This window comes from Enterococcus ureasiticus (assembly GCF_001730285.1).
GTDB classification, from domain to species: Bacteria; Bacillota; Bacilli; order Lactobacillales; family Enterococcaceae; genus Enterococcus_L; species Enterococcus_L ureasiticus.
This window is the reverse complement of record NZ_MIJZ01000001.1, coordinates 687,661-712,449: the sequence shown is the minus strand read 5'-3', so window position 1 is coordinate 712,449 and position 24,789 is coordinate 687,661. Positions and strand designations below refer to the sequence as shown.

At 35.4% G+C, this 24,789-nt stretch carries 20 protein-coding genes and 1 riboswitch; of the genes, 17 read left to right on the top strand and 3 right to left on the bottom strand.

The window, feature by feature from the left end; genetic code table 11:
- Positions 1–24 precede the first annotated feature (24 nt).
- Positions 25–1,491: a glycoside hydrolase family 1 protein gene (locus BCR21_RS03330; protein ID WP_069645088.1), complete on the top strand. Its 1,467-nt coding sequence runs from the start codon at positions 25–27 to the stop codon at positions 1,489–1,491.
- 20 nt (positions 1,492–1,511) lie between these two features.
- Positions 1,512–2,369: a PRD domain-containing protein gene (locus BCR21_RS03325; protein ID WP_069645087.1), complete on the top strand. Its 858-nt coding sequence runs from the start codon at positions 1,512–1,514 to the stop codon at positions 2,367–2,369.
- A 262-nt stretch (positions 2,370–2,631) separates the two neighbouring features.
- Here BCR21_RS03325 and pgmB read toward each other — a convergent pair whose 3' ends face one another.
- Positions 2,632–3,330: a beta-phosphoglucomutase gene (gene pgmB, locus BCR21_RS03320; protein WP_069645086.1), complete on the bottom strand. Its 699-nt coding sequence runs from the start codon at positions 3,328–3,330 to the stop codon at positions 2,632–2,634.
- Between the two features lie 161 nt (positions 3,331–3,491).
- Between pgmB and BCR21_RS03315 the strand changes: the two genes are divergently transcribed.
- The 13 genes from BCR21_RS03315 (at position 3,492) to BCR21_RS03255 (ending at position 21,248) form a co-directional block, all read left to right on the top strand.
- Positions 3,492–3,926 carry an RDD family protein gene (locus tag BCR21_RS03315; protein WP_069645085.1) on the top strand — a complete coding sequence of 145 codons (435 nt, stop codon included), beginning with the start codon at positions 3,492–3,494 and terminating at the stop codon, positions 3,924–3,926.
- Positions 3,904–4,197, top strand: coding sequence for a hypothetical protein (locus BCR21_RS03310; protein WP_069645084.1), 294 nt, complete (start codon positions 3,904–3,906; stop codon positions 4,195–4,197). Before BCR21_RS03315 ends, BCR21_RS03310 begins: the two co-directional genes overlap by 23 nt.
- 43 nt (positions 4,198–4,240) lie before the next feature.
- A complete protein-coding gene (locus tag BCR21_RS03305) occupies positions 4,241–6,583 on the top strand; it encodes a glycoside hydrolase family 65 protein (RefSeq protein WP_069645083.1) in 2,343 nt (780 codons plus the stop codon).
- Positions 6,580–7,860, top strand: coding sequence for an extracellular solute-binding protein (locus BCR21_RS03300; RefSeq protein WP_069645082.1), 1,281 nt, complete (start codon positions 6,580–6,582; stop codon positions 7,858–7,860). Before BCR21_RS03305 ends, BCR21_RS03300 begins: the two co-directional genes overlap by 4 nt.
- Positions 7,861–7,951: 91 nt before the next feature.
- The gene (locus BCR21_RS03295; protein WP_420809821.1) at positions 7,952–8,863 is read left to right on the top strand and encodes a carbohydrate ABC transporter permease; all 912 of its coding nucleotides are present in this window, start codon (positions 7,952–7,954) and stop codon (positions 8,861–8,863) included.
- Positions 8,864–8,865: 2 nt separating this feature from the next.
- Positions 8,866–9,702 (top strand): carbohydrate ABC transporter permease, encoded by an 837-nt coding sequence (locus BCR21_RS03290; protein WP_069645081.1) that lies wholly within the window; start codon positions 8,866–8,868, stop codon positions 9,700–9,702.
- Positions 9,689–11,818, top strand: a complete 2,130-nt coding sequence (locus BCR21_RS03285; protein ID WP_069645080.1) for a glycoside hydrolase family 65 protein — start codon at positions 9,689–9,691, stop codon at positions 11,816–11,818. Before BCR21_RS03290 ends, BCR21_RS03285 begins: the two co-directional genes overlap by 14 nt.
- A 16-nt stretch (positions 11,819–11,834) precedes the next feature.
- Positions 11,835–12,854, top strand: a complete 1,020-nt coding sequence (locus tag BCR21_RS03280; protein ID WP_069645079.1) for a LacI family DNA-binding transcriptional regulator — start codon at positions 11,835–11,837, stop codon at positions 12,852–12,854.
- 331 nt (positions 12,855–13,185) lie between these two features.
- On the top strand, positions 13,186–13,632 hold the full coding sequence (locus BCR21_RS03275; RefSeq protein ID WP_069645078.1) for a MarR family winged helix-turn-helix transcriptional regulator: 447 nt from the start codon (positions 13,186–13,188) through the stop codon (positions 13,630–13,632).
- Positions 13,632–16,013: an ABC transporter ATP-binding protein gene (locus BCR21_RS03270; protein WP_069645077.1), complete on the top strand. Its 2,382-nt coding sequence runs from the start codon at positions 13,632–13,634 to the stop codon at positions 16,011–16,013. Before BCR21_RS03275 ends, BCR21_RS03270 begins: the two co-directional genes overlap by 1 nt.
- A gap of 15 nt (positions 16,014–16,028) precedes the next feature.
- Positions 16,029–17,870, top strand: a complete 1,842-nt coding sequence (locus BCR21_RS03265) for an ABC transporter ATP-binding protein (protein ID WP_069645076.1) — start codon at positions 16,029–16,031, stop codon at positions 17,868–17,870.
- A 293-nt stretch (positions 17,871–18,163) separates the two neighbouring features.
- Positions 18,164–18,330: riboswitch (M-box (ykoK) riboswitch) on the top strand.
- 266 nt (positions 18,331–18,596) lie between these two features.
- The gene (locus BCR21_RS03260) at positions 18,597–20,177 is read left to right on the top strand and encodes a phosphatase PAP2/LCP family protein (RefSeq protein ID WP_069645075.1); all 1,581 of its coding nucleotides are present in this window, start codon (positions 18,597–18,599) and stop codon (positions 20,175–20,177) included.
- A gap of 99 nt (positions 20,178–20,276) precedes the next feature.
- Positions 20,277–21,248 (top strand): diaminopimelate dehydrogenase, encoded by a 972-nt coding sequence (locus tag BCR21_RS03255; RefSeq protein WP_069645074.1) that lies wholly within the window; start codon positions 20,277–20,279, stop codon positions 21,246–21,248.
- 320 nt (positions 21,249–21,568) lie between these two features.
- Here the strand turns inward: BCR21_RS03255 and BCR21_RS03250 are convergent, their stop codons facing one another.
- On the bottom strand, positions 21,569–22,018 hold the full coding sequence (locus tag BCR21_RS03250; protein WP_069645073.1) for an AraC family transcriptional regulator: 450 nt from the start codon (positions 22,016–22,018) through the stop codon (positions 21,569–21,571).
- Between the two features lie 245 nt (positions 22,019–22,263).
- Between BCR21_RS03250 and BCR21_RS03245 the strand changes: the two genes are divergently transcribed.
- Together BCR21_RS03245 and BCR21_RS03240 are read left to right on the top strand one after the other, a co-directional pair.
- Positions 22,264–23,370 carry a C45 family autoproteolytic acyltransferase/hydrolase gene (locus tag BCR21_RS03245; RefSeq protein WP_069645072.1) on the top strand — a complete coding sequence of 369 codons (1,107 nt, stop codon included), beginning with the start codon at positions 22,264–22,266 and terminating at the stop codon, positions 23,368–23,370.
- Between the two features lie 23 nt (positions 23,371–23,393).
- The gene (locus BCR21_RS03240) at positions 23,394–24,251 is read left to right on the top strand and encodes a helix-turn-helix domain-containing protein (protein ID WP_069645071.1); all 858 of its coding nucleotides are present in this window, start codon (positions 23,394–23,396) and stop codon (positions 24,249–24,251) included.
- A 301-nt stretch (positions 24,252–24,552) separates the two neighbouring features.
- Here the strand turns inward: BCR21_RS03240 and BCR21_RS03235 are convergent, their stop codons facing one another.
- A complete protein-coding gene (locus BCR21_RS03235; RefSeq protein ID WP_069645070.1) occupies positions 24,553–24,762 on the bottom strand; it encodes a DUF378 domain-containing protein in 210 nt (69 codons plus the stop codon).
- Between the last annotated feature and the right edge of the window lie 27 nt (positions 24,763–24,789).

Genomic DNA, 24,789 nt, shown 5'->3' with positions numbered 1-24,789 from the left:
CAGACTTTAAATGAGGAGAATAGTATGAATACTAAAAATGAGTTTCCAAAAGATTTTTTATGGGGCGGTGCAATCGCTGCAAATCAAGTAGAAGGTGGCTGGAACCTTGACGGTAAGGGGTTATCTGTTGCAGATATAGCCAGTTATAAACCTCATGTCGATAACAAAGATTATGCTGCACATATGACTATTTCAACTGCTACAATCAAAGCTGCGATGGCAGACAAGACAGATAAAGATTATCCAAAACGTCGTGGGATTGATTTCTATCATCGTTATAAAGAAGATTTGGCATTATTTAGTGAACTGGGTTTTAAAACGTTGCGATTATCAATTGCTTGGACGCGACTATTTCCAACTGGCGAAGAAGAGAAGCCAAATGAAAAAGGACTGGCATTTTATCGTGATGTCTTCAAAGAAATGCAGCGCTTAGGGATCAAACCTATAGTCACATTATCCCATTACGAAATGCCGCTTTCGCTTAGTTTAAATTATAATGGGTGGATCGACCGTCGTGTAATTGATGATTTTGTGCGTTTTGCAACAGTTTGCTTTGAAGAGTTTGACGAGTATGTAGAGTATTGGTTAACGTTTAATGAAATTGATAGTATTCACCGTCATCCTTTTACAACAGCTGGGATCGTGCCTGATAAATGTACACTTGGACAAGAAGAACAAGAGATCTACCAGGCGCTACATCATCAATTTGTAGCCAGTGCTTTAGTCACGAAAATTGCCCATGAGAAAAATTCCAACAACAAAGTAGGCTGTATGTTGACAAAATTAATGACCTATCCATTAACTTGTGCACCAATCGATGTAGAGTTAACATTAAAGAAAAACCTAGAGAATAATTTTTATACGGATGTTCAAGTTAAAGGTGTATACCCCAAAATGATAGAAGAAGCCTTAAAAAATAAAGGGATCAACATCAAAATAACACCAGAAGAACGCCAAATCTTAAAAGAAAATACCGTTGATTTTCTTTCGTTTAGTTATTATATGTCAATGGCGGAATCTGGTGATCCAAAAGCTGAAAGAACGCCAGGTAATACCGTTTTAGGTGTTAAAAACCCATATTTACCTTCGACCGATTGGGGCTGGCAAATTGATCCAAAAGGATTGAAAATTTCATTGATTGAATTATATGATCGCTACAATATACCAATGATGATCGTAGAAAATGGCATGGGCTCGGTAGATGTGGTGGAAGATGGTAAAATTCATGATCCTTATCGTGTAGACTATTTTAAAGCGCATTTTCAACAAATGAAAGAAGCAATTGATGAAGGCGTTGATTTGATAGGGTATACTAGTTGGGCGCCGATTGATTTAGTCAGTGCGGGAACATCTCAAATGTCAAAACGCTACGGGTTTATCTACGTTGATGCAGACGATGAAGGTAATGGCACATATGATCGCTCTAAAAAAGATTCTTTTGATTGGTATCAAGAAGTCATTGCGACAAATGGAGCAAGTTTAGCGAAGTAGGAGACAAGGAGTGGATCGTGATGATCTTGGTAAAAAAAGTATTGAATTCAAGTGTCGTACTTGTTGAAAAAGAGGGACAAGAGATGATTGCGTTAGGGAAAGGTATTGGCTACGGTAAAAAAATTGGTGAGGCTATTTCAGATTCTTTAGTTGATAAAATATTTTTGCCGATCGAAGCGCAGAAATCCTCTCAATTTGCTGAATTGGTCGATGAAATTCCAATGCACTATTTTGAAATCACCAAAGAAATTGTCGCAATTGCTGAGGAAGAATTATCCTATCAATTGAATACTAGTATCTATTTAACCCTTTCAGATCATTTGCATTTCGCTGTGGAACGTAGTGAAAAAGGTTTGAATGTTTCAAATCGTTTGTATTGGGAAATTAAAAATTATTATCCGAAAGAATTTCATATTGGTGAAGTTGTACTCGAACAAATGAAAACGAAATATCAAATCGAACTGCCAAACGAAGAAGCATCAAACATAGCTTTTCATTTGATCAATGCACAATCAGATCGTCATGAAGATCAAGATGGCCTGAAAAAAGCCAAATTAGTCGGTACGATTGTCAATATGGTACGTTACTCCTTACGTCAGGAAATCGATACGAATTCAGTTCATTACACTCGTTTTATCACACATGTCCGCTTTTTTGTCGATCGTTTTTTCAATGATGGTCTGCTTCAGGAAAAAGAAGACGAATTATATCGTCAAATGTGGTCACTATATCCTGGCGCAATGGATATTGCAACGAAGGTAAAAAATTATATCGATCAAACCTATCATACACAGATCCCTGAAAATGAAATTGTCTATTTAGGTGTTCATATCAATCGCTTGATGAATCATTCGTCGATTGACCATGGTAAAAAATAATCATACGCAGTTAAAAATGTTACGTGGAGTCGTTTATTTCTAAAGATGTTGTTTTAGATTTTAAAGCATGAGTTTTGAATATAAGTCTCAAGAAACATAAAATGGAAGACAGAAAATTGTAGTGCACCCCATAAACTTGGATCGATATCTGAGTTATGGGGTATTTTATTATGACCAAATAGTCATTCGAATGGAAGAAATAAGTTATTCACGATTATTTGAATGGTATTGGCGGTGATAAAAGCTTGCAAAAAAGTACACTTTAGCGAGTAAAGGAATTTTTTTTATTGGATGCATAGTTTTTGAGTTCCCATATGTGCATCAATTCTTCAAAAGTCAAATTAGCGGTTGTCGAAAATACATAATCAGCTGCAGACAGAGTTTCGGCATCTCCAACCCCAACTGAAAGCATATTAGCGTCATTGATTGCTTGGACACCTGAGTAGGCATCTTCTATACCGATTGCTTCGCTAGGAGTTATTAGTAATTGTTCGCACGCTTTAACAAAAATTTCCGGATCAGGTTTACCTTTAGACAATGTTGCTGGATCAACAATTGTATCAAATGCATTGGTTAATCCAAGCTGATTTAGTATCATTGGGGCATTTTTACTAGCAGAAGCTAAACCAACTTTAATATGATTTTTCTTTAAATCTTTTAATAAGTCGGAGATACCTGGAAGAAGATCATTCGGTGTGATTTGTTGAATTAAAGTCACATAGTAATCATTTTTTTCAGTCGCTAGGACTGCTTTTTCTTCATTGGAAAAATCAAGTTCTTGATTTCTTAAGGCTAGAATTCTACGTAAAGATTCAATACGATCGACTCCTTTTAGTTCTTCATTGAAAGATTCTGTTAGTTCAATTCCTAATTTTTCTCCTAATTTCTTCCATGCAACAAAATGAAAGGCGGCAGTGTCGGTAATCACACCATCTAAATCAAAAATAACAGCTTTAAACACTATTTATCACTCCTAAAACGTTTTAGTTAATTCGTCTAATAGTATAGTTTAATCTAAAAATAAAAGCAATTATTTTTTTGAAAACGCTTGATTACATGAAGTTTATCTGATATTATCCAATTATATCGAAAAGGTTTTCGTGAAAAAGGAGGTGGTTTTTTATGAGAAGTAAGATGATATTGAGAGGATTAGCAGGTGTTATTGATTTGCTATTGATTATCCTTCCTAGTTATATGGTATTGACTGTGTTGGAAGTCAATGGAGTAGTTTATAATTTATTACCTCAATTGTTGTTTGCAGTTTATAGTGTCGTTTCAATTACATCATTTCATGGTAAAACGATTGGTAAATATTTTGCTCGTCTGTCCGTTTATACTGAAGATGGCGGTGCATTACATTTAGGGATTCGTGAAGTTGCTAAGTTACTATATTTTTTACCTAACATAGGTATTTTTTTTATAGGAATCAGTTTTATTACCAGTCTAATTTTTGGTAGAACAATTCATGATTGGATTGGTAAAAGTCAAGTATTATTAGATAATGAAAAGCTGAAGTTGGAAAGGGAAGACTTTTATGAAAAACGGCTCACTAGATGAAGTATTGTCAGATAATCCGATTGCCCAGATTAATACAGAACATTTGATTTTGTTGATTGTTGCGGCCGTAGGTGTTGGTTATTTGTTAACTTGGTTTTACAAAGATAAATACGATGTACGTTACTTAATTCGGGCATATCTTCTATTCGGTATCGTTCATTTATGGATTGGACTTTTCGTTATTGAAGCGGCAGCAATACTCGTGATTGGTTCATATTTATTGGGTGGAGTTTTTGCAATCTTCCGTTCTAATCACTATTTTTATAGTTAATTTTTTTGCAGTAAAACTAAAACGTTTTCTTTAGGGGGAAATTATGGAAACTGGAATGAAATATTTTGAAAATGATCAATGGGTGATTGGAGAACAAGCCTTCAAAACAGATTGGTTAGGAAAAGCTGAAACAATCATGTGTCTGGGAAATGGTTATTTAGGAGTTCGCTCCACTACTGAAGAATCGTATGTTGGAGAAACAAGAAATACGTTTGTCGCAGGAACATTTAATAAATTTGATGACAACGAAGTAACTGAGCTACCTAATGTACCTGATTTAATTGGTATGGAGTTTCGATTGAACAACCATCGTTTAGATTTAACGAAAGGATCTGTCAGCGAATACGAGCGTAACCTAAATCTAAAAACAGGTGAATTGATTCGTTCTTTTATTTGGGCATATAAGGATATTAAGGCTAAGTTTATCTTTAAACGATTTGCTTCATTTTCAAATAAGCATTTAATTGCTCAAAAAGTTGAAATAGAAAACTTAGGTGTTCCTTTGACCATAGAAGTTACATCGGGTATTAATGGACAAGTCACAAATAGTGGCTCTCAGCATTTTACTGAAGGCGATAAAGCATTATCTGAAGGCAAATACATGCAAATGATGCCATATACGAGTCAATCAAACATTTTCTTTGTTTTATCAACGGTTCATAAAATAAAAAAAGAACAAGACATTTATGAAAAGACAAAAAAACGAATTGAGATGGGACGTCGCAAAATTTATAATCGCTATTGGTTGAATCTTGTTCGAAATGAAACCGTAACGATCGAAAAAATCTCATCCATTCATACAAGTATTGACTTAAAGACAAGTGGAAAAACGTTAGAAGCAATGAAAAATAATGCCTTAGATGAACTAAAACTAGCACAAGAAGCCGGCTATCAAGCGCTATACAAAGCATCGAAGAATGCTTGGAATGAACAAGTTTGGTCAGTTTTACCAATTTCAATTAATTCTAAAAACTTCAAAGATCAGCTAGCAATAAATTTTGCAAAATATCATCTACATGTGATGACTCCAGCGCATGACGAACGAATGAATATTGGTGCAAAAGGACTTTCAGGCGAAGGGTATAAAGGGCATACTTTCTGGGATACAGAAATATTTATGTTACCGTATTTCACTTTTACTCATCCAGAAATTGCCGAAAAATTAGTGACCTATCGTTATCTTGGGCTGGAAGGAGCACATAAAAAGGCATCTGAAAATGGATTTGAAGGAGCTCAGTTTCCTTGGGAAGCGGCTTGGCCAGATGATGGAGAAACAACACCAGTCTGGGGAGCAGCCGATATTATCACAGGAAAACCAACAAAGATTTGGTCTGGTTTTATTGAGCAACATATTACGAGTGATGTTGCAATCGGGATGAAACAATTTATAGATGTTACAGGAAATACAAATTTTGCTCGAGAAAAAGGATACGAAGTAATTTTTGATACAGCGAAATTTTGGGCAAGTCGTTTACAATGGCAAGAAGCAAATCAACGTTATGAGATTTTAGAAGTAGTTGGGCCAGATGAATATAAAGAGCATGTTGATAATAATGCGTTTACCAACTACACAGCTTGCTGGAATATTAAGTTGGCAATGAAGCTTTATGAGGAGTTAAAAGAGAACGATCTAAAATTATTCAATCAATTAAATGATAAGTTAGATCTGACACGAGTGTATCAAGAATGGCAAGAAAAAGTGAATAAGGTCTATCTACCACAACCAAATCAGGAAAACGTGTTACCCCAAGATGATACGTACTTATCAAAACCAGTCATTGATTTAACAAAATACAAAAATAGTCCGCATGTTGGTACGTTATTTCATGAATATAATTTGGATCAAGTCAATAATTTACAAGTAACAAAACAAGCCGATGTTTTACTATTACTTTTCTTATTAGAAGATCTATTCCCGAAAGAAGAAAAATTAATCAATTGGAACTACTATGAACCAAAAACATTGCATGATTCATCTCTTTCTTTATCTACCCATGCTATTTTAGCTGCTGATTTAGGCAAACTAGAAGAGTCATACGAATTATTTAACAAAGCTTTAAATATCGATATGGGTGAAAATATGTTCTCTTCAAATGAAGGTATTCATGCTGCTTCATTAGGGGGCATTTGGCAAATGATTGTTTTTGGTTATGGTGGTGTCCGTTGTTTAGACGGAAAATTACGTATTGAACCGCATTTACCAAAAGCTTGGGATCATCTCTCGTTTGGAATCATCTGGAAGAATAATCCTCTGACCGTAGAGGTAACTCATGAGAAAATTACGGTGATCAATCATGGGTCAAATGAAGTTGTGATTGAATCATTTGGTAACACATATACATTGAAAGAAGAAAAAATAATGACTATACAGGAGGTACAAAGATGAAAACGTGGAAAAAAATAGTAGGTAGCGGGGTTGTATTTATTGCGTCAGTAATGCTTGTAGCATGTGGGAATGGAGGAAAGAGTTCTAGTAATACTGATGGAAACAAAACGGATTTTACTGGAGAAAAATTGACGATCGGTGTCTGGGGTGGTAATGAAGCAGAAGAAGTTTCCTTAGATAAAATGATCCAAACATTTGAAAAAGATACAGGGGCGAAAATCGAAAAGAAAGTGTATACAGACTATAATACTCAGATTCAAGCTGACATGGTCGGAAAAACAGCTCCGGATGTTTTTTATGTCGATTCACAAATGTATCCGTTCTTCTCTCAAAATGGCATGCTTGAAAAACTTGATGCTAAAAAATTTGATTCAGATAAGTTTTACGATAGTTTAATTAAAACTTTCTCAACCGATGGAGACTTATATGCTGTACCTAAAGATATGTCGACATTAGCGTTGTATTTAAATACAGAAATTTTTGAAAAAGCTGGCGTTTCTGTGGATGATGTTCCAAGTTCGTATGAGGAATACGTAACATGGTTACCAGGTTTTCAAAAGAAAATCGATGAAGCTTATGGTGCAGGTAAAGTTTTTGCAATGAGTTATACGCCAGAATTATCCCGTAATTATCAGTTGGCAATCCGTGATGACGCCCAACCGATAAAAAAAGATGGTCGTTCTGATCTGGCAAACAAAAAAGTCGTTGAAAACTTAACGATCTTAAAAGAATTAGTTGATACAAAGGCTGTAGTATCACCAAAAGATGTTGGCACTGGTTGGAATGGAGAAGCATTTGGAACGGGGAAAGTAGCGATTATGGATGAAGGAAACTGGGTGTATCAAACATTGAAAACAGAGTTTTCAGATATTCCATTTGCTGTAAAAGAAATGCCAACCTATAAAGGAACAAAAGGATCAATGATGTTTTCAGTTGGCTGGGGAAAATATTCAGGCACGAAGCAACCAGAGTTGGCGGACAAGTGGATTGAATATGCTACAAGTAAAGACGGTATGAAAAATTGGGTAGAAGGAACTGGAACATTACCGAGCCGAGAAGATGTAGCTGAGGCGGCTAAAATCACTGATAATCCTGATTTGAAAATTCATTTAGATGCTTGGGATTATGCTACTGTTTGGCAAGATGGGGTAACACTTGATACGATCCGCAAGTCTTATGAAAACTTTTTACCTGAAGCTATAAATGGAAGTGAAAGTTTTGAAAAAGCCATGAAACAAGCGGATGAACAAGCGAATGCGGATATTGATGCACAGTAAGTTTTTCTGATAATCGAGGCTGAAACAAAAAGAGTCAACAGCTGTTCATTTTTGTTTCAGCCATTGTTGCATTTCAAAAAGGAGGCATCTTATGGAAATGTCAAAAATAAAAACTAAAAAGACTAAGTCGCAGGTGCAAGAGATTCGCCAAGCTTGGTTTTTTCTAGCACCAGCGATTATTGTGGTTTCAATTTTCTTTGTTTTAGCAATATTATTTGCAGTGTATCTTTCCTTTAATGATGTGAATTTGTATTCCGGTACATATTCTTTTAAAGGGGTGGATAACTATTTACGTATTTTTCAAGATAAAAAAGCATTGATTGCTCTCAAAAATACAGCAACGTTTGCTTTTATCGTGGTTCCATTACAAACCCTTTTTGCATTGATTATAGCGTACATTCTAAGTAGTAAAGGAATCAAGGGGAAAAAGATGTTTCGCATGGTTTATTTTTTGCCGACGTTGACCTCTAGTTCAGCTTTGACAATCATTTTTATGTTTATCTTCAATGTTTATGGACCTGTAAATGGATTTTTCATGAACTTAGGTCTATATAATGAACCAATTAATTTTTTACAAGAACCAGCATATGCATTAAAAGTCATTATGGTGATGAATATTTGGTCTACAGTTCCGTATTATATGACGATCTATTTGGCATCTTTAGTTGATCTACCAGCAACATTGTATGAAGCCGCATCGGTGGATGGTGCTACGGCGATTGATAAATTGCGCTATATCACGATTCCTTACTTAAGACCCATTACGACATATGTGTTGTTAACAGGAATCATTGGAACCTTTCAACTGTTTGATCAGGCATACATTTTTTCAAATGGATCTGGCGGGCCGAATAATTCGACGTTGACCATTTCATTAATGATTTATCAGTATGCATTTGGGCAGATGAATACAATGGGCTATGCGGCTGCTTTGGCGATTGTTTTAGCGATCATTATTTTTATTGCATCTCGTTTGGCTGAAAAATTAAACGGTGGGAGGTAACTATGAAAGCGACAAAGAAAGAAAAAATTCTAAAAGGCGTACTATATGCACTATTGATCATTTATGCAGTCGGAACTTTTTATCCATTTATCTGGGCAATTGCAGCCTCATTTAAGCCTTTAAAAGAAATTGTATCAGGTGATTTAAGTTTAATTCCACAGCGTTTTACTTTAGGGAATTATCAGTACGTATTAGGACGGTCTTCGTTATTTACACGCTGGTTTATCAATTCAGTCATAATTTCAGTAATTGGTACAGCAATCAACATTCTTTTAAACACAATGGCAGGATATGCTTTGGCTCGATTAAATTTCCCAGGGCGTCAACGAATTTACTATGGTTTTTTAGCACTAATGATGGTACCTGCTCAAGTGTTGCTGATTCCAAATTATTTGATTCTAATGAATCTTGGTCTATTAGATAGCTTTTCTGCTTTGATTTTGCCAGCAGCAATCAATATCGGAAATATTTTTATGATGCGTCAATTCTTTTTGTCTTTCCCAAAAGATGTAGAAGAAGCAGCGTCGATAGACGGATTGGGAAGGTTTCAGACATTCTTTAGAATTGTAATGCCGTTAGCTAAGCCATCGATTGCGACTCAAGCAGTGTTTATTTTTATGGGCTTTTGGAATGAATTTATGAAACCAATGCTTTATTTAAGCACACCTAGTAAATACACTTTAACGCTAGGGTTGCAAACATTTCAAAGTCAAAATGGCGGCGTTCGCTGGGATCAGACAATGGCTGCGAGTGTAATTACGATTATTCCAATCATTATCTTATATCTAGTCTTTAATCAGTATTTCTTGCAGGGAGTGAGAATGGATGGAGAAAAATAAAGAGTTTATTCTGGATGCCACTGAAGTACCTAATCGCAATCCAGAGTATTTAGAAACCTTATTTGCTTTAGGAAATGGTAAATTCGGTATCCGAGCAGGAAATCCTTTAAAAGTGAATCATTATTACGATGGCAATCCAGGCTTATTTGTAAATGGATTTTTTGAAACTGAAGAGATTCAATATGGCGAATGGGCGCACGGGTATGCAAAGAAACATCAGACTATCTGCAAATTACCTAATCTTCGTGGTGTGATTCTACGCATAGGGATGGAAAATTCAGCAAAAGAAGAATGGCAAATAGAATTAATAATGCGTCAACTAGATATGAAAGAAGGGATTTTGTACGAAAATTATGCAGTAAAAACACCAAAAGGAAAATCATTTGAACTTAAAATAACTTCATTTGCATCAATCGTTCGTCATGAATTATTTGTTTGCAAATATGAGCTTGTGAAACAGAATTTTGAGGAGCCAGTCTATCTTTCGCATACACTATTTCAAAAAGGAAAAGTCACAAATGATAACGATGATCCACGTGTAGTGAGCAAAAAGCAAGATCTGTTAATTGAACAAAAGAAGGATATTTATCGAATTACCACAAAAAATAGCCAAAAAAAACTTGCCATTAAACAAATTATCAATGAGGATATTTTTATAGGTAAAAAGGATTGTCTTGTGTCCATTTTTCAAATTGGTTCGATAAAAAATGTGTCTGAGGATTCACTAAATTCATTTGAATGTGATGTTGCTGATTATGAATCTCTTATAGAAGAACAAAAGCTTGCCTATTCCAAGTTTTGGGCAGCTAGTGATATTCAAATAAAAGGAGATGATTTTTTACAAAAGGGCATTCGGTTTAATCTTTTTCATTTAAATCAAGGTGCTGGTCGAGATGGACGAACGAACTTTCCTGCAAAGGGATTAACAGGTGAAGGTTATGAGGGACATTATTTTTGGGATACAGAAATGTACATGTTGCCATTTTTCATCTATACACAGCCAGAAAGCGCCAAAAAATTGCTAACCTATCGCTGGAGTGTTTTAGAACATGCCAAAGCTCGTGCAAAGGTATTGAATCAAGAAGGAGCTTTATTTGCTTGGCGGACGATTGACGGGCACGAAACGAGTGCTTATTATCCTGCCGGTACTGCTCAAGTTCATATAAATGCTGATATTGTGTATGGATTTCAACTATATGAACATGTTACTGGTGACCAAACGTTTATCAAACAAAAAGGGTGTGACGTCGTTTTTGAAACAGCTAAATTTTGGTTAAGTTTTGGTGATTTCCTTAAAAAAGATGGAGAACAAGTATTTTGTATTAATGGCGTCACTGGACCTGACGAATACAGCGCGTTGGTAAATAATAATTATTATACAAATAAAATGGCACAAAATAATTTGCGCTATGCAGTTGAACTTTCTAAAAGATTTGGGCTATTTGAAGCGGAGCGGAAAAAGTGGAAAAAAGCAGCTGATCTCATGTATTTAGGGTATAATCAAGATATGGAAATTACTAAACAAGATGATGGTTTTATGGATCAAGCTTTTTGGGATTTCGCAAATACACCAAAAGAAAACTATCCTTTATTATTACACTATCACCCAATGGTTATTTACAAATATCAAGTCTGTAAACAAGCTGACACTATTTTGGCAGAGATGCTTTTTACAGATGACTTTTCTAAAGATCAATTAATGAGAGATTATGCTTACTATGAGCAATTGACCACTCACGATTCTTCATTATCACGCTCAATTTTCAGCGTTATGGCAAGCCGAACAGGTCAAAAAGACAAAGCTTACAATTATTTTATGGACACAGCTTTAATGGATTTGACCGATTTGCAAGGAAATGCTGCAGATGGAGTACATGCAGCTAATATGGGTGGTAGCTGGTTAAGTTTGATTTATGGATTTGCAGGTTTACGATATGATCGAGGGCTTAAACTGACTAATCATTTACCTGAAAAAATCAAAGAACTTCGATTTCAAATTTTCTTTAAAAGGGAACGGATCGAAGTGATTCTAACACAAGAAACAATAAAATGTATTTTAATTCCTGATTCTAACTATACGTTGACCATCACAGAGAAAGAAGTGCTTATCAACTAAAAAGGAGGCGAGAAAGATGCGTGCAACCATTCGCGATGTGGCTAAAACTGCTGGAGTTTCAATTGCAACAGTCTCAAAGGTTTTCAATGGTTATACAGATGTAAATGAAGAGACAAAAGAAAAAATCTTTGAAGTTGCTAAAAGGCTGGATTATACACCGAACATGGCTGCCAGAACCTTGTCTTCCAAAAAGCAGCAAACCATTGCTTTGATTTTGAATGAGCTTAATTTTAATAGGAAATCAACAATGCCGATGGAAGTATTAAATGGCGTGTATAAATTTACGGAACAATCAGATTTTGAATTTGTTTTTTATGGAACCAGCACAGAAAAGCAAGAATCTAAAACATTTAGGCAATTTTGCAATGAGCATAATATTACAGGAGCAGTTATTCAGGGGCTAAAAATGACTGATCCATATTATTATGAGATTCAAGAAACTAGTTTGCCAACAGTGCTAATAGATGTTGTAGTGGACAATCCGGCAATAGGAACAGTAGCTATAGATAGTGAAGCAGCTTCTTTAGAAGCCGTGAATTACTTAATTAGCCAAGGCCATCAAAATATTGGAATGATAAATGGTAGTCGGGATGCTAATGTTAGCATATTACGGGAACAAGGATATCGTAAAGCACTGGAGGAAAATGCTATTTCTGTCAACGAAGCTTATGTACAATATGCTAATTTTGATGAAGAGATTACCTTTTTGATAACGAAAAACTTGTTAAGCAATCATAAAGAGGTTTCGGCACTATTTTGTGCAAGTGATATTATGGCAATTGGTGCGATGCGAGCAGTCAAAGATATGGGCAAACGTGTGCCAGAAGACATATCGATCATTGGCTTTGATGATATCATTTTAGCTTCCTACGTGACACCTAGATTAACAACAGTTGCTCAAGATATGGAAGAGATTGGATATGAAGCGGCAAAGCTTTTGACTGAAATTATTAATAAAGAGGATCAAAACAACAGTATTCGTCGAATAATTCCTTATGAAATAGAGTATCGTGAAAGTGTAAGTAGTAAAAAATAAAATTTGCTGTTATGGTCTTGAGTCTGTCTCATGAACATAACAGCAAATTTTATTTTTATAGCTATTAATCGATACTTCTCAATATATTTAAGCTATTTTGAATCTGAGAAAAAATCCTTTTTAATGCATTATTTCATCAAAAAAGGAGCAGATATTCCATTTGATTTTGCTTGAATTTTAAGATTTCTAAATAAAACCGTATTCATTTATTTTTATCATTAAATCCTATTGACATTAAAAGCTATTTGCGTTAATATCAAACAGCATTAGTTACTAACACTATTAGCTATTAATGGTAGAAAGTAATTATTTTGAAAAAAGGAGGAGTCATATGTCATACGCAGAAGAAGCCGAACAAGAGCTTATGCGTCTAATGGTTCAAAATCGACATAGTGCATTTAGCAGACTAGAAAAAAGTAACCAAGGTGAAAGTATCGTCATCAAATTTCTTGCCCGTTATGGTGAGCCAACTAGTCCCAAGCATCTAGCAGAATCATTGAACCTATCCAGCGCTCGTATTGCAGTCGTTCTTGGCAGTTTAGAAAAAAAAGGTCAAATCGAACGTAAAATGGACCCTGATGATCGTCGCCGTATCAACGTTACATTAACGGATTGTGGTAAAAATGTGGCTAAGCTACAAAAGAAAGAAATGCGCGATAAGATCGTTCAGATTTTTAAACTAATGGGAGAAACAGATACGAAACAGTTCATCGAGCTAACTGCGAAATTCGTAGACTACTCCCAACAAATTTCCCAGAAAGAGGAAGGTGACCAATAGTGAAGATTTTTAAACATCTTGGCAAATACTGGTATGCGGTCATCGCAGTTCTTGTGCTTTTAGTTGTACAGGCAAGTAGTGATTTAAGCTTACCAAAATTAACATCTGGTATCGTCGATGTTGGTATTCAACAAGGAGGGCTTGAATACTCCACACCTGAAAAAATCAGAAAAACATCTCTTCAAGGAATCGAAATGTTCATGACGGAGGATGAGAAAAAAGTAATTGAAGATAATTATAAACTAACAACTGAAAAAATCGATGGAAAAGAAGTTGAGGTCTATAAATTAAATCTTCAAGATAATATGACAGAAGCCAAACTGGCAGACATTTTTAATCTACCAATGATGATGCTGGCAACTTCTCAATCAAAAGATTCATCAAGTGGTCGTGAAGCAAAAGCAATCATCGACGATTATAAAGTAGTTGGAGAAAATGCGGCTAAAGCCAAACAACTTGGCGAAGAAGCAACGACATTAGGCGAACAAGCCAAAGCAGCAGGTGCGGCGGCAGCTTCAGCTACAGATGCTGCAACTGCAATGGAAAAAGGTCAAGAAGCACAAGAGCTAGGGGCTCAAGCGCAAGCAAAAGGTGCTGAAGCCAAAGCGTTAGCCGATTCGATCAAAACAACGACAGACGCTATGCCAGCGAAAGTTGAAGCAGCTCGAAAAGAAACTAAAAAAGGCTTAGGCGATATAGGCGCGGATTCAATGAAAACAGTCGGGATTCAATTCACACTGGCTGAATACAAAGCACTAGATATGAACACACAACAAATCCAAACAGATTATATGGTTAAAACAGGAACAAAAATGGTTCTTCTAACACTTGTTTCAGCTGTAGCTGCAATCATTGTAGGGCTGATTGCCTCACTTGTGGCGGCATCTGTTGGACGAAACTTGCGTGTCGGTCAATATGAGCGAACATTGCAATTTTCAAACACCGAAATGGAGAAATTCTCTCCAGCTTCATTGATCACACGTAATACTAACGATATCCAACAAATGCAAATGGGGATCGTTATGATTATGCGTATCGTGTTATATGCACCGATCTTAGGTATTGGCGGAATCTACAATGTCTATCAAACAGGAACAGGCATGGGTTGGATCGTCGGTGTAGCAGTAGCTGCAGTTTTAGTTTTAGTGGGAAGCCTATTAATAACGACAATGCCGAAGTTTAAAGCACTACAAAACTTAGTCGATAGAGTAAATTTGGTATCTCGTGAAATTATTACTGGGTTACCTGTTATTCGTGCGTTTTCTCGTGAAAAATTCGAAGAAAAACGTTTTGATGTTGCCAACAAGAATTTAATGAAAACTCAATTATTCGTTAACCGTGCAATGTCTATTATGATGCCTATCATGATGTTATTGATGAATGGTATTTCTGTACTGATCGTTTGGGTCGGCGGACATAATATGAATAACGGTCAACTACAAGTTGGGGATATGATGGCATTTATCACGTATACAATGCAAATCGTTATGGCCTTTATGATGTTATCAATGGTTTCAATTATTTTACCTCGTGCCAACGTTGCAGCTGGTCGTGTGGAAGAAGTACTTGAAACAGAACCGACAATCAAAGATCCAGAACATCCTAAAGATGACCATGACTTTAAAGGTGAAGTGAAATTTGAAGCAGTCGAATTTCGTTATGGCGATGCTGACGAAGACGTGTTGCATCATATCAACTTTACGGCCAAACCAGGTCAGACAACTGCTTTGATCGGTTCAACTGGTTCAGGTAAGTCTACGATCGTTAACTTGATTCCGCGTTTGTTTGATGTGACGGGTGGACGAATCACGATCGATGGCATCGATGTTCGTGAAATGAGCTTGCATAAATTACACGAAATCATTGGATTTGTGCCGCAAAAAGGGATCTTATTCTCAGGTGATATCGCATCAAATATCAAATTTGGAGATGCAAACATTTCAGATGAACAAATGAGGAAAGCTGCTGAAATTGCCCAAGCAGAAGAATTCATCGATTCAAATGAAAAAGGCTATGACCGAGAAATTTCTCAGGGCGGAACCAATGTTTCAGGTGGACAAAAACAACGTCTATCCATTGCGCGTGCCTTAGCGAAAAATCCTAAAATTTTGATTTTTGATGATTCATTCTCAGCGCTTGACAATAAAACAGATGTAGCATTACGTAAAGCTCTATCTGAAAATATTAAAGGGGCAACACAAATCATTGTTGCACAAAAAATTTCTACGATTCTTCATGCGGATAATATTATCGTTTTAAATGAAGGTCGTGTAGTCGATCATGGAACACATGATGAATTAATGAAATCATCTACTGTCTATCAAGAAATTGCCCAATCACAATTGAGCAATGCTGAATTAGGCATAGAAGAAGCTGAGTAGGGAGGAGCGAATATAATGGCAGAACAAACACAAAATCGCCCTCGTGGCGGCCGCGGACCTGGACAAGGTGCTCCAGTGGAAAAAGCCAAAGATTTTAAAGGAACACTAAAAAAATTAATCTCCTATATTGGTGCTTATAAAATACCTGTTTTCTTTGTAATGATCTTTGCAATTGCCTCAACTGTATTTAATATTTGGGGTCCAAAAATCCTATCACAAGCGATCACAGAATTATTTAATGGTTTGATTAAAAAATACCAAGGAACCGGTGGAATCGATTTTAATAAAATTGGTGGAATCTTACTCTTCATGTTAGGACTCTACTTAGTGGCTTCAGCCTTTGGAATCATGCAAGGTTGGATCATGTCAACGATTTCGCAAAAAATCACGTATCGGATGCGTAAAGAAATTTCAGAAAAAATCAATCGCATGCCGATGAACTATTTTGAAAGTCGTACAACAGGTGAAGTATTATCTCGTATCACAAATGACGTGGATACTTTAGGTCAATCACTAAATCAATCGATCACACAGTTGATTACATCAGTATTCACCATCATTGGGGTTATCGTCATGATGCTATCGATTTCTGTTCAAATGACAGGGATTGCCATTTTAATCGTACCGATTTCAATGCTCTTGATTATGATCGTTGTGAAGAATTCTCAAAAATACTTTAAAACACAACAAGAATATCTTGGGGTGATCAATGGTAAAGTAGAAGAAACAATTAGTGGATACAACATTGTACGTTTATTCAATGATGAAGAAAACTCTCTCGAAGAATTTAAAACGCAAAATGATGTTTTATTCAAATCAGCGTGGAAATCACAATTTCTTTCTGGATTGATGCAACCTATCATGAACTTTGTTGGAAATCTAGGGTATGTCGCTGTAGCGATCTTTGGTGGGATCTTAGCTTATAATGGCACGATCACGGTCGGAGATATCCAAGCATTTATCCAATACGTTCGTAACTTAACGCAACCTATTGCGCAATTGGCTCAAGTCTCTAACTTACTTCAATCAATGGCGGCTGCAGCTGAACGTGTCTTCGAATTTCTTGAAGAAGATGAAGAGGCACAAACAGTACCAAACCCAGTTAAAATCGATAAAGCCAAAGGAATGGTTGACTTTGAACATGTTCGTTTTGGTTATACACCAGATAAAATCATTATCAATGATTTCAGTTCACATGTTGATCCAGGACAAACAGTAGCAATTGTTGGACCAACCGGAGCAGGTAAAACAACCATGGTTAAACTATTGATGCGTTTTTACGATGTAACATCTGGTGCGATTAAAATCGATGGTTATAATATCAAAGACTTCAATCGTGCAGATTTACGTAAAAATATTGGGATGGTTTTACAAGATACTTGGTTATTCAAAGGAACCATCATGGAAAACATTCGTTATGGTCGTTTAGATGCAACGGATGAAGAAGTTTATGAGGCTGCGAAAGCCGCTCACGTTCATCACTTTATCCAAACATTGCCTGGCGGCTATAATATGGAATTAAATGAAGAATCGTCAAATATTTCTCAAGGTCAAAAACAATTACTAACGATTGCTCGTGCTATTTTAGCAGACAAGCCAATTTTGATTCTTGATGAAGCAACGTCATCTGTTGATACAAGAACAGAAGGTTTGATTCAAGGTGCCATGAACAACTTAATGGATGGCCGCACATCCTTTGTTATCGCACACCGTTTATCAACGATCAAAGATGCAGACAAAATTCTTTATATGCAAGATGGTGACATCAAAGAACAAGGAACACATGAAGAACTCCTTGCTAAAGGGGGCTACTATGCTTCACTTTATAACTCTCAGTTTGAAGAGTTAGATGAATAAAAATCGTCTAAAAGAAGAGGCCGAGACAAAAGTGTTTAGCTCCAAGAAATAAGAGGGAATTCACGAAAATTGCTCTTCAAATTTTTGTGAATTTCAGCTTATTTTGAAGGAGTTGCCTTTTTCTCGCCGTTTATTCGGATTTAGAGCGTGACACAAAACTGATTTTTCGTTTTGTCTCACGCTCTTCTTTTTTATTCAAATTGTGCTTTTTTTAAATTAAGAAAACTTAAAGATGCTTAAAATAACTTGAAAAAAATTCTTTTTAACGTTATTCTTTAGAAAAATAAATAGATAAATAACCTTGTTAGGTGAGGCTCCTATACAAACATAGGCTATTGCGCAGAAACGTCGAAAGACGCCAATGTGTAAAACAGGAATTGTCGAATTAAGGCTTTTCATAAAATAGCTAAGAATTTTCTTTACGTTGTATAGTGCTAAAACTCAGACGATGAGATTGATTGAAAGTCAAACGTCGTAGGAAAAAATGTTTGGCTTTTTTTTCTTTTTGGTAAATAGAGAACATATTTACTGATTGTTTAACGTCTGAATGCCTACTTGTGTTTTTAGAAGTGTCATTGGACGGATAAAGTAACCGCTGGATCATTCACTTCTACTGCAAGAAGCATGAGTCCAAGGTTTTTTTTATTGGTGTTTTTGATCAAATTTTATGAATACTGATTTTGAACTAGCAATTTTATTTATTATAAGAATGAAGGGATTTTATACATGCATACGTTTAAAGAAAAAAAATTAACTCCAGCTATTTTAAGTGCCATACTGTTTTCCGTGTTAACCTTTTTAGTTGTTCAGAATGTTACGTGGTTTAATCAGTTAGATTCAGCGATTTACCAATTCAATTGGAAACCAAATGATTTGATTACAAGTATTGTAAATCTATTTGCTAAAACTGCAACGATCGTGCCAATTTTTATTGTAAGTTTAATTGTTTCATTTGTCCTTTGGCGGAAAAAACAAAAATTACTGGCATTTTGGATGAGCAGCAATGTTTTGGTGGTCAGTGCTCTAGGCTTTATCCTAAAACATGCTGTTGCACGAACAAGACCTAATGTGGAGCATTTAGCAGAACGAACTTCTTATAGTTTTCCTAGTGGGCATTCGTTGTTAGCTATGTGTTTGGCATGTTCAATTATTTTAATGGCACAAACGATTTATAAAAAGCAGACAAAAAAATACAATACATTAAAAACGTTGTTGATCGTCTATGTAGTATTGATTGGCGTAAGTCGAATATATTTAAGAGTCCATTATCCGAGTGATATTATTGGCGGGTTTCTTTTGAGCTTTTCATGGGTAAATCTTTCATACATTTGTCTTCAAAAAGTATATCTTAACAGGAAATTTTCAACATCAGAAGATAAAAAAAAGTTTGTACAACGAACTATTTTAAGCGCTTTAACATTACTATTATTTGTCGTTACTGGTGCATCGTTTTATGGTGCAACCGTGTTTAAAAATGTACAAAAAACGGCGGATAAAATGTATCAGCCATTGAATCGAAAAACAACGCCTGTAGAGCTTAACAATAGTGAACCTGTTAGTTTCTTACTTTTAGGAATCGCAAATGATTCAAAGCGTAAAACAGATCTGCGAGCAAATACAATCATGGTCGTAACAGTCAATAATCAATTGAAGGAAACGACAATCACAAGTATTCCTAGAGATGCTTACGTAGAAATTGTTGGAAAAGATGGTGCATATGACAAAATCAATCATGCGCATTCATTTGGTGGTGATGAGATGATGATCGACACAGTGGAGCATTATTTAGGTATTCCAATCAATCATTATTTTGTTATCAATATGGATGGCTTAGCTGCATTGAGTGATGCAGTTGGTGGTGTCACAGTTAACAATGATTTTGAATTTGATGCTGAGGGAATTCATTATCCCAAAGGAGAACAGCATTTAGGTGGTTGGGAAACGTTACAGTATGCAAGAATGCGTTACGAAGATCCGCTGGGAGATTATGGTAGACAAAAGAGACAGCGGGAAGTGACCATTCAACTGACCAAAGAATTGATGTCTATGAAGAGTGTGTTTCGTTATCAAGAGTTGCTAGATGTTATTGGTGAAAATGGCCAGACAGATATGGCATTAGATCAAATGATGTTATTGATGAAAAATTATCAGAAAGCACTAGAGAATATTGAAAGTTACCAAATGCAAGGTGAAGGATTTACTGGAGATGGTTATACTGGTGAGGAAGGTATTTCTTATCAAAGTATTTCAGAAGAAGAAAAGGAAAAGGTCACAACGGAATTAAAAAAACAATTGAATTTAGAATAGTATGTTTTAAAGAGTCGATCATTCGCCGGTTCAACATCAATTGTCAAAAGAGGTTTTCTTTTGGTATAATTTGATGCATAGAAGTGGAGGAATGTAAGTATGATAAAAATAGCAATTGTCGGGTATGGGAACCTTGGACGCGGTGTTGAGCGTTCAATAAAGCAAAATAAAGATATGGAATTAGTAGGTGTTTTTACAAGAAGAGCCCCTGAAACAGTCCAGACGGAAGGCGCGAATGCCTTCACGATGGATCAGCTTAAACATAAAAAAAATGAGATCGATGTTTGTATTTTATGTGGAGGATCAGCAACTGATTTACCAACACAAACGCCAGAATGGACGCATTTATTTAATACCATCGACAGTTTTGACACTCATGCTAAAATTCCAGAGCATTTTGCTAAAGTGGACCAAGTGGCAAAAGAAAATCAAACAACCTCAATTATCTCAACGGGATGGGATCCAGGTTTGTTTAGTTTAAATCGATTATATGCACAAAGTATTTTACCAGTTGGAGAGACAAATACCTTTTGGGGGAAAGGCGTCAGTCAGGGACATTCAGATGCATTAAGACGAATCGATGGCGTGACAGATGCAGTACAATATACGATTCCAAACAGCGAAGTGATTGAAAAACTTAAAGCAGGCGAACAGTTGAATTTGAGTACGCGAGATAAACATTTTAGAGAATGCTTTGTTGTGCTTGAAGAGGGTGCAAACGCAGAAAATATTCAGGAAGAAATTGTTTCAATGCCCAATTATTTTGCCGATTATGATACAGAAGTTCATTTTATTTCTCAAGCTGAACTTGATCAAAATCACAAAAAGATGCCTCATGGTGGGACGGTTCTTCATATTGGAACAACGCATGAAAATACAAAACAAGTGATTGAATATAATCTACAACTTGAAAGTAACCCGGAATTTACGGCAAGTGTTTTAGTTGCGTATGCGAGAGCTTGTGTTCGTTTGGCTAAGGAAAAACAATTTGGTGCATATACTGTTTTGGATATTCCACCTAAATATTTGTCTGATCGGACAGATGAGGAATTGAGAAAAGAGTTATTGTAAAACTTAATAAGTGTAACGGGAGGCGGGTCAGAAGTATTTAGCTCCGAAAAGCTAGGTATTTATAACCTATTAAATTGAGGTTTTGAGGGTGGAATAATAGTCCATTCTCAAAACGAAAACGAGTCCGATTTTGATTAGCAATATCAAAATTGGACTCGTTTTTACTATAAGTAAAAAAGGATGGACGGAAATGTTTAACTAAGAGAAAAAAAGAGAGTTGCTTCTGCTTCCTCCGTTTATTTGGATTCCTTGACTCTGGGATACATTGTCCTTTTCTTAGTATAGTTATATGAGCGGGTTTCTTTTATGAAGGTAGCTATTTACGATAGCGGAACACAAATCTCGCATTTATTATTTTCTACCATTTTGACTGCATAGCGTTCAATAATTGGCTGCCGAGCGTTAAGCGAGTGACCTTCACTATCTATTTCAGAGAACATATTCCCCATAGCCTTTATTATAGCTTCTTCAGTATGTTCAACCGTAAAGATTGCATATTTTCCAGACTCTAAAACGTCGTTATTGATATCAAGTTGTTCTATATCATTAAAAGAATTAACGACCAAAGCCACGTCATACCGACAATTTTTCGGGTCGGTAGTTTGAGGATTATCTCTAGGAATAGCTAAAATAACAGAATCACTATTAAATAAATTGTTATCTTTTAGCCACTTCTTGAAGTTTTCCATCAAGTTTTTATTTTCAATTCCATACACACCTGTTCTTCTCATGTATATTATTTTTGTTTCAGGAATTTGTTTAATATTCATTAATTTCTCCTTGTATTAATTTTTAGTACACCGGTGTCTGTATTCATAGTATATCGATATAAAATGTATTTCAACCCCAGTTTAAAATTTGATAAATTAGAACATTTATGTTGAGGCATAAGTGTTTTTTTCAGATTATAAACAAAGTCCTTAAAAAGATTTTATCAACATTTCGAAATAGCAGAAAATATCAAGATTTCAATAAATTACTAAGCTATAATCATCAAAAAGAAAGGATGATTACAATGCGGGAAACAAAACAATACTTAAAAAATTTTGTTGGTACAAATTATGAAATTGGTCAAAAAATTGGTGAATGGGTTAAATCAGACTCTAAATTAATCAAACAAGTATTACTTCCACCTGATTCTTATCCAAAAGATAAATATCAAAAGATTAAAACACTTCTTGAAGAATTTTGCCCCGGTATCAATGATGAGATTAAAGGATTTTCAGATACATTAACTATTGAACCTCACCAAGTTCTTTTTTATGCTATGACATATCTAGAAAGAGGCTGTAGTTTAATGGCTTTACTACCAAGTAAAACAGAAGATGGACACACTTTACTGGCTAGAAATTATGATTTTAGCGATGAAATGGAAGAAATGTGTTTTGCTTATACGGATATTAAAGGTAAGTATAACTACATTGGCTCTACTCTTAACTTATTTGGTCGAAGCGATGGTATGAATGAGTGTGGTTTATCTGTTTGTAAGGCTAGTAACGGCTTGCCAGTAGGAAATTTTGAGGGTGGTCAAAAAGCTGGGGTAACTGGATTTAGCTTCTGGATCGTAGTTCGAAGTATTCTGGAAAATTGTAAAAATATTGAAGAAGCTATTGAATTGGTAATGCAAATGCCTATAGCTTATAATTTAAGTTTAATGTTGGCTGACAAAAGTGGTAAAATAGCTATAATGCAATGTATAGATGGACATAAAGAGTATAAAATAGCTGATGAAAATATTGAAGAAGGTTTTCTAAGTTGCACTAATCATGCACTGCTTGAAAAAATCAAACCGTACGAAAAAATACTAATAGAGAATTCGGTTATTCGTAATAATCATATTATTCAAACATTTTCTAACGAGCAAATTATCTCAGAAAATAAAATCAAAGAACTTCTTTCAACTCCATATCCTGATGGATTATGTTGTCATTACTATAAAGATTTTTTTGGAACTCTGAGGGGGGCAATATTTAATACGACAAAAGAGTCAGTTCAAGTAGCTTTCGGTGCGCCGGATGTAAATAAGTGGCATACCTTCAAGGTAGAGCCATTGAAAGAACGCAGTATAAAAGTAAGTTTGCTAGACAAGAAGGCTCCAAGAGAGTTTTACAGAACCATTTAAACTTAAAAATAGGAGACTGGACTTTGAAAAATTTGAAAGCTATTGATCAAGCGATTGAATTCATAGAGAATAATCTATATGAGTCTATTACTGTTGCAGATGTTGCCGAGGCAGTCTCTTTTTCCTATTATCATTTTCATCGGTTTTTCCACTTAGTTATGAATGAAACTATTGGAAATTATATTAGAAGTAGGCGATTAACACAAGCCGCCTTTGACTTAAATCATTCTCAAAAAAAAATACTTGATATAAGTTTGTCGTTGGGATTTGAAACTCCAGAAAGTTTTACGAGAGCATTTAAAAAAAGATATTCAATGACACCATCAGCTTATCGAAGACAAGGAGTTGATATTTTAATTGGCAATAGGCCGCCAGTAACCCTTAAGTCTTTAGATATTACTAGTGGATTATCACCTGAAGTTGTCTATATATCACCGATTAAAATAACAGGAAAAAGGTTCAGCTCAGGAAATATGGAAGATGGTTATACTTCTGCATGGCACTCATTTAAAGAAGAATTTTTACAAGATTCCTCAATTAAAAAACGCTATGGAGTATTTGAACTAAGTAGGTTATGTGAACAGGCTACGTTTAATTTAGATAATTCTTCAAGTCTATTTATTGGAGTAGAATGTTTAGACAGTCCATCGCTACTTGAAAGTTATCAAACTAAGCAGATTAAAGGTGGCAAATATGCTAAGTTCACACATAAAGGTCTAGTTATTGATATCTTGCTATCCTATCAATATATATGGGGAGTATGGCTTGTTGAGAGTCAATATGAATTAGATGAACGAAATGATTTTGAATTATATACAGATCATTTTAAAGGTGAAAACAATAATGAGTCAGAAATATATATTTATATTCCAATAAAATAAACTATTAAAACCTCTCGTCCCGTATATCTCGCCCATTCATATTAAGAGAGCAACTTGCAATTTGCTTGTGATAACCGTGTATAATCTGTTCATTAGTAGATGCGAGGGCATGTTGATTGGTATTTATGAATTTAACCTTTTTCAGAAGGAGTTGCCTTTAATTCTATCGTTTATTCGTAGGTAGTGTGTGAAACAAAAGTGTTTTTTACTTTTGTCTCACACACTTTTTTTCTAGCACTAATAAGGATGATGAAACTGAAAATAGACGAAAACAAGACCTGAAATCAGGTCTTGATCAATTCTACGCTTGATCTCTTCTAGAGATAAGCGGGAAAAATTTTAGACAATAAATGGCGCATAATCCAACAATCACATAGATGATTTTAGCGAAAATAGTTGTTGAACCGCCAGCAATCGTCGCAACTAAATCAAATTCAAATAGTCCGACAAGTAGCCAGTTTAAACCACCGACGATCAACAATGCTAACGCAACTGAATCTAAAGCTTTCATATGTGTTACCTCCTTTATTCAGAATAA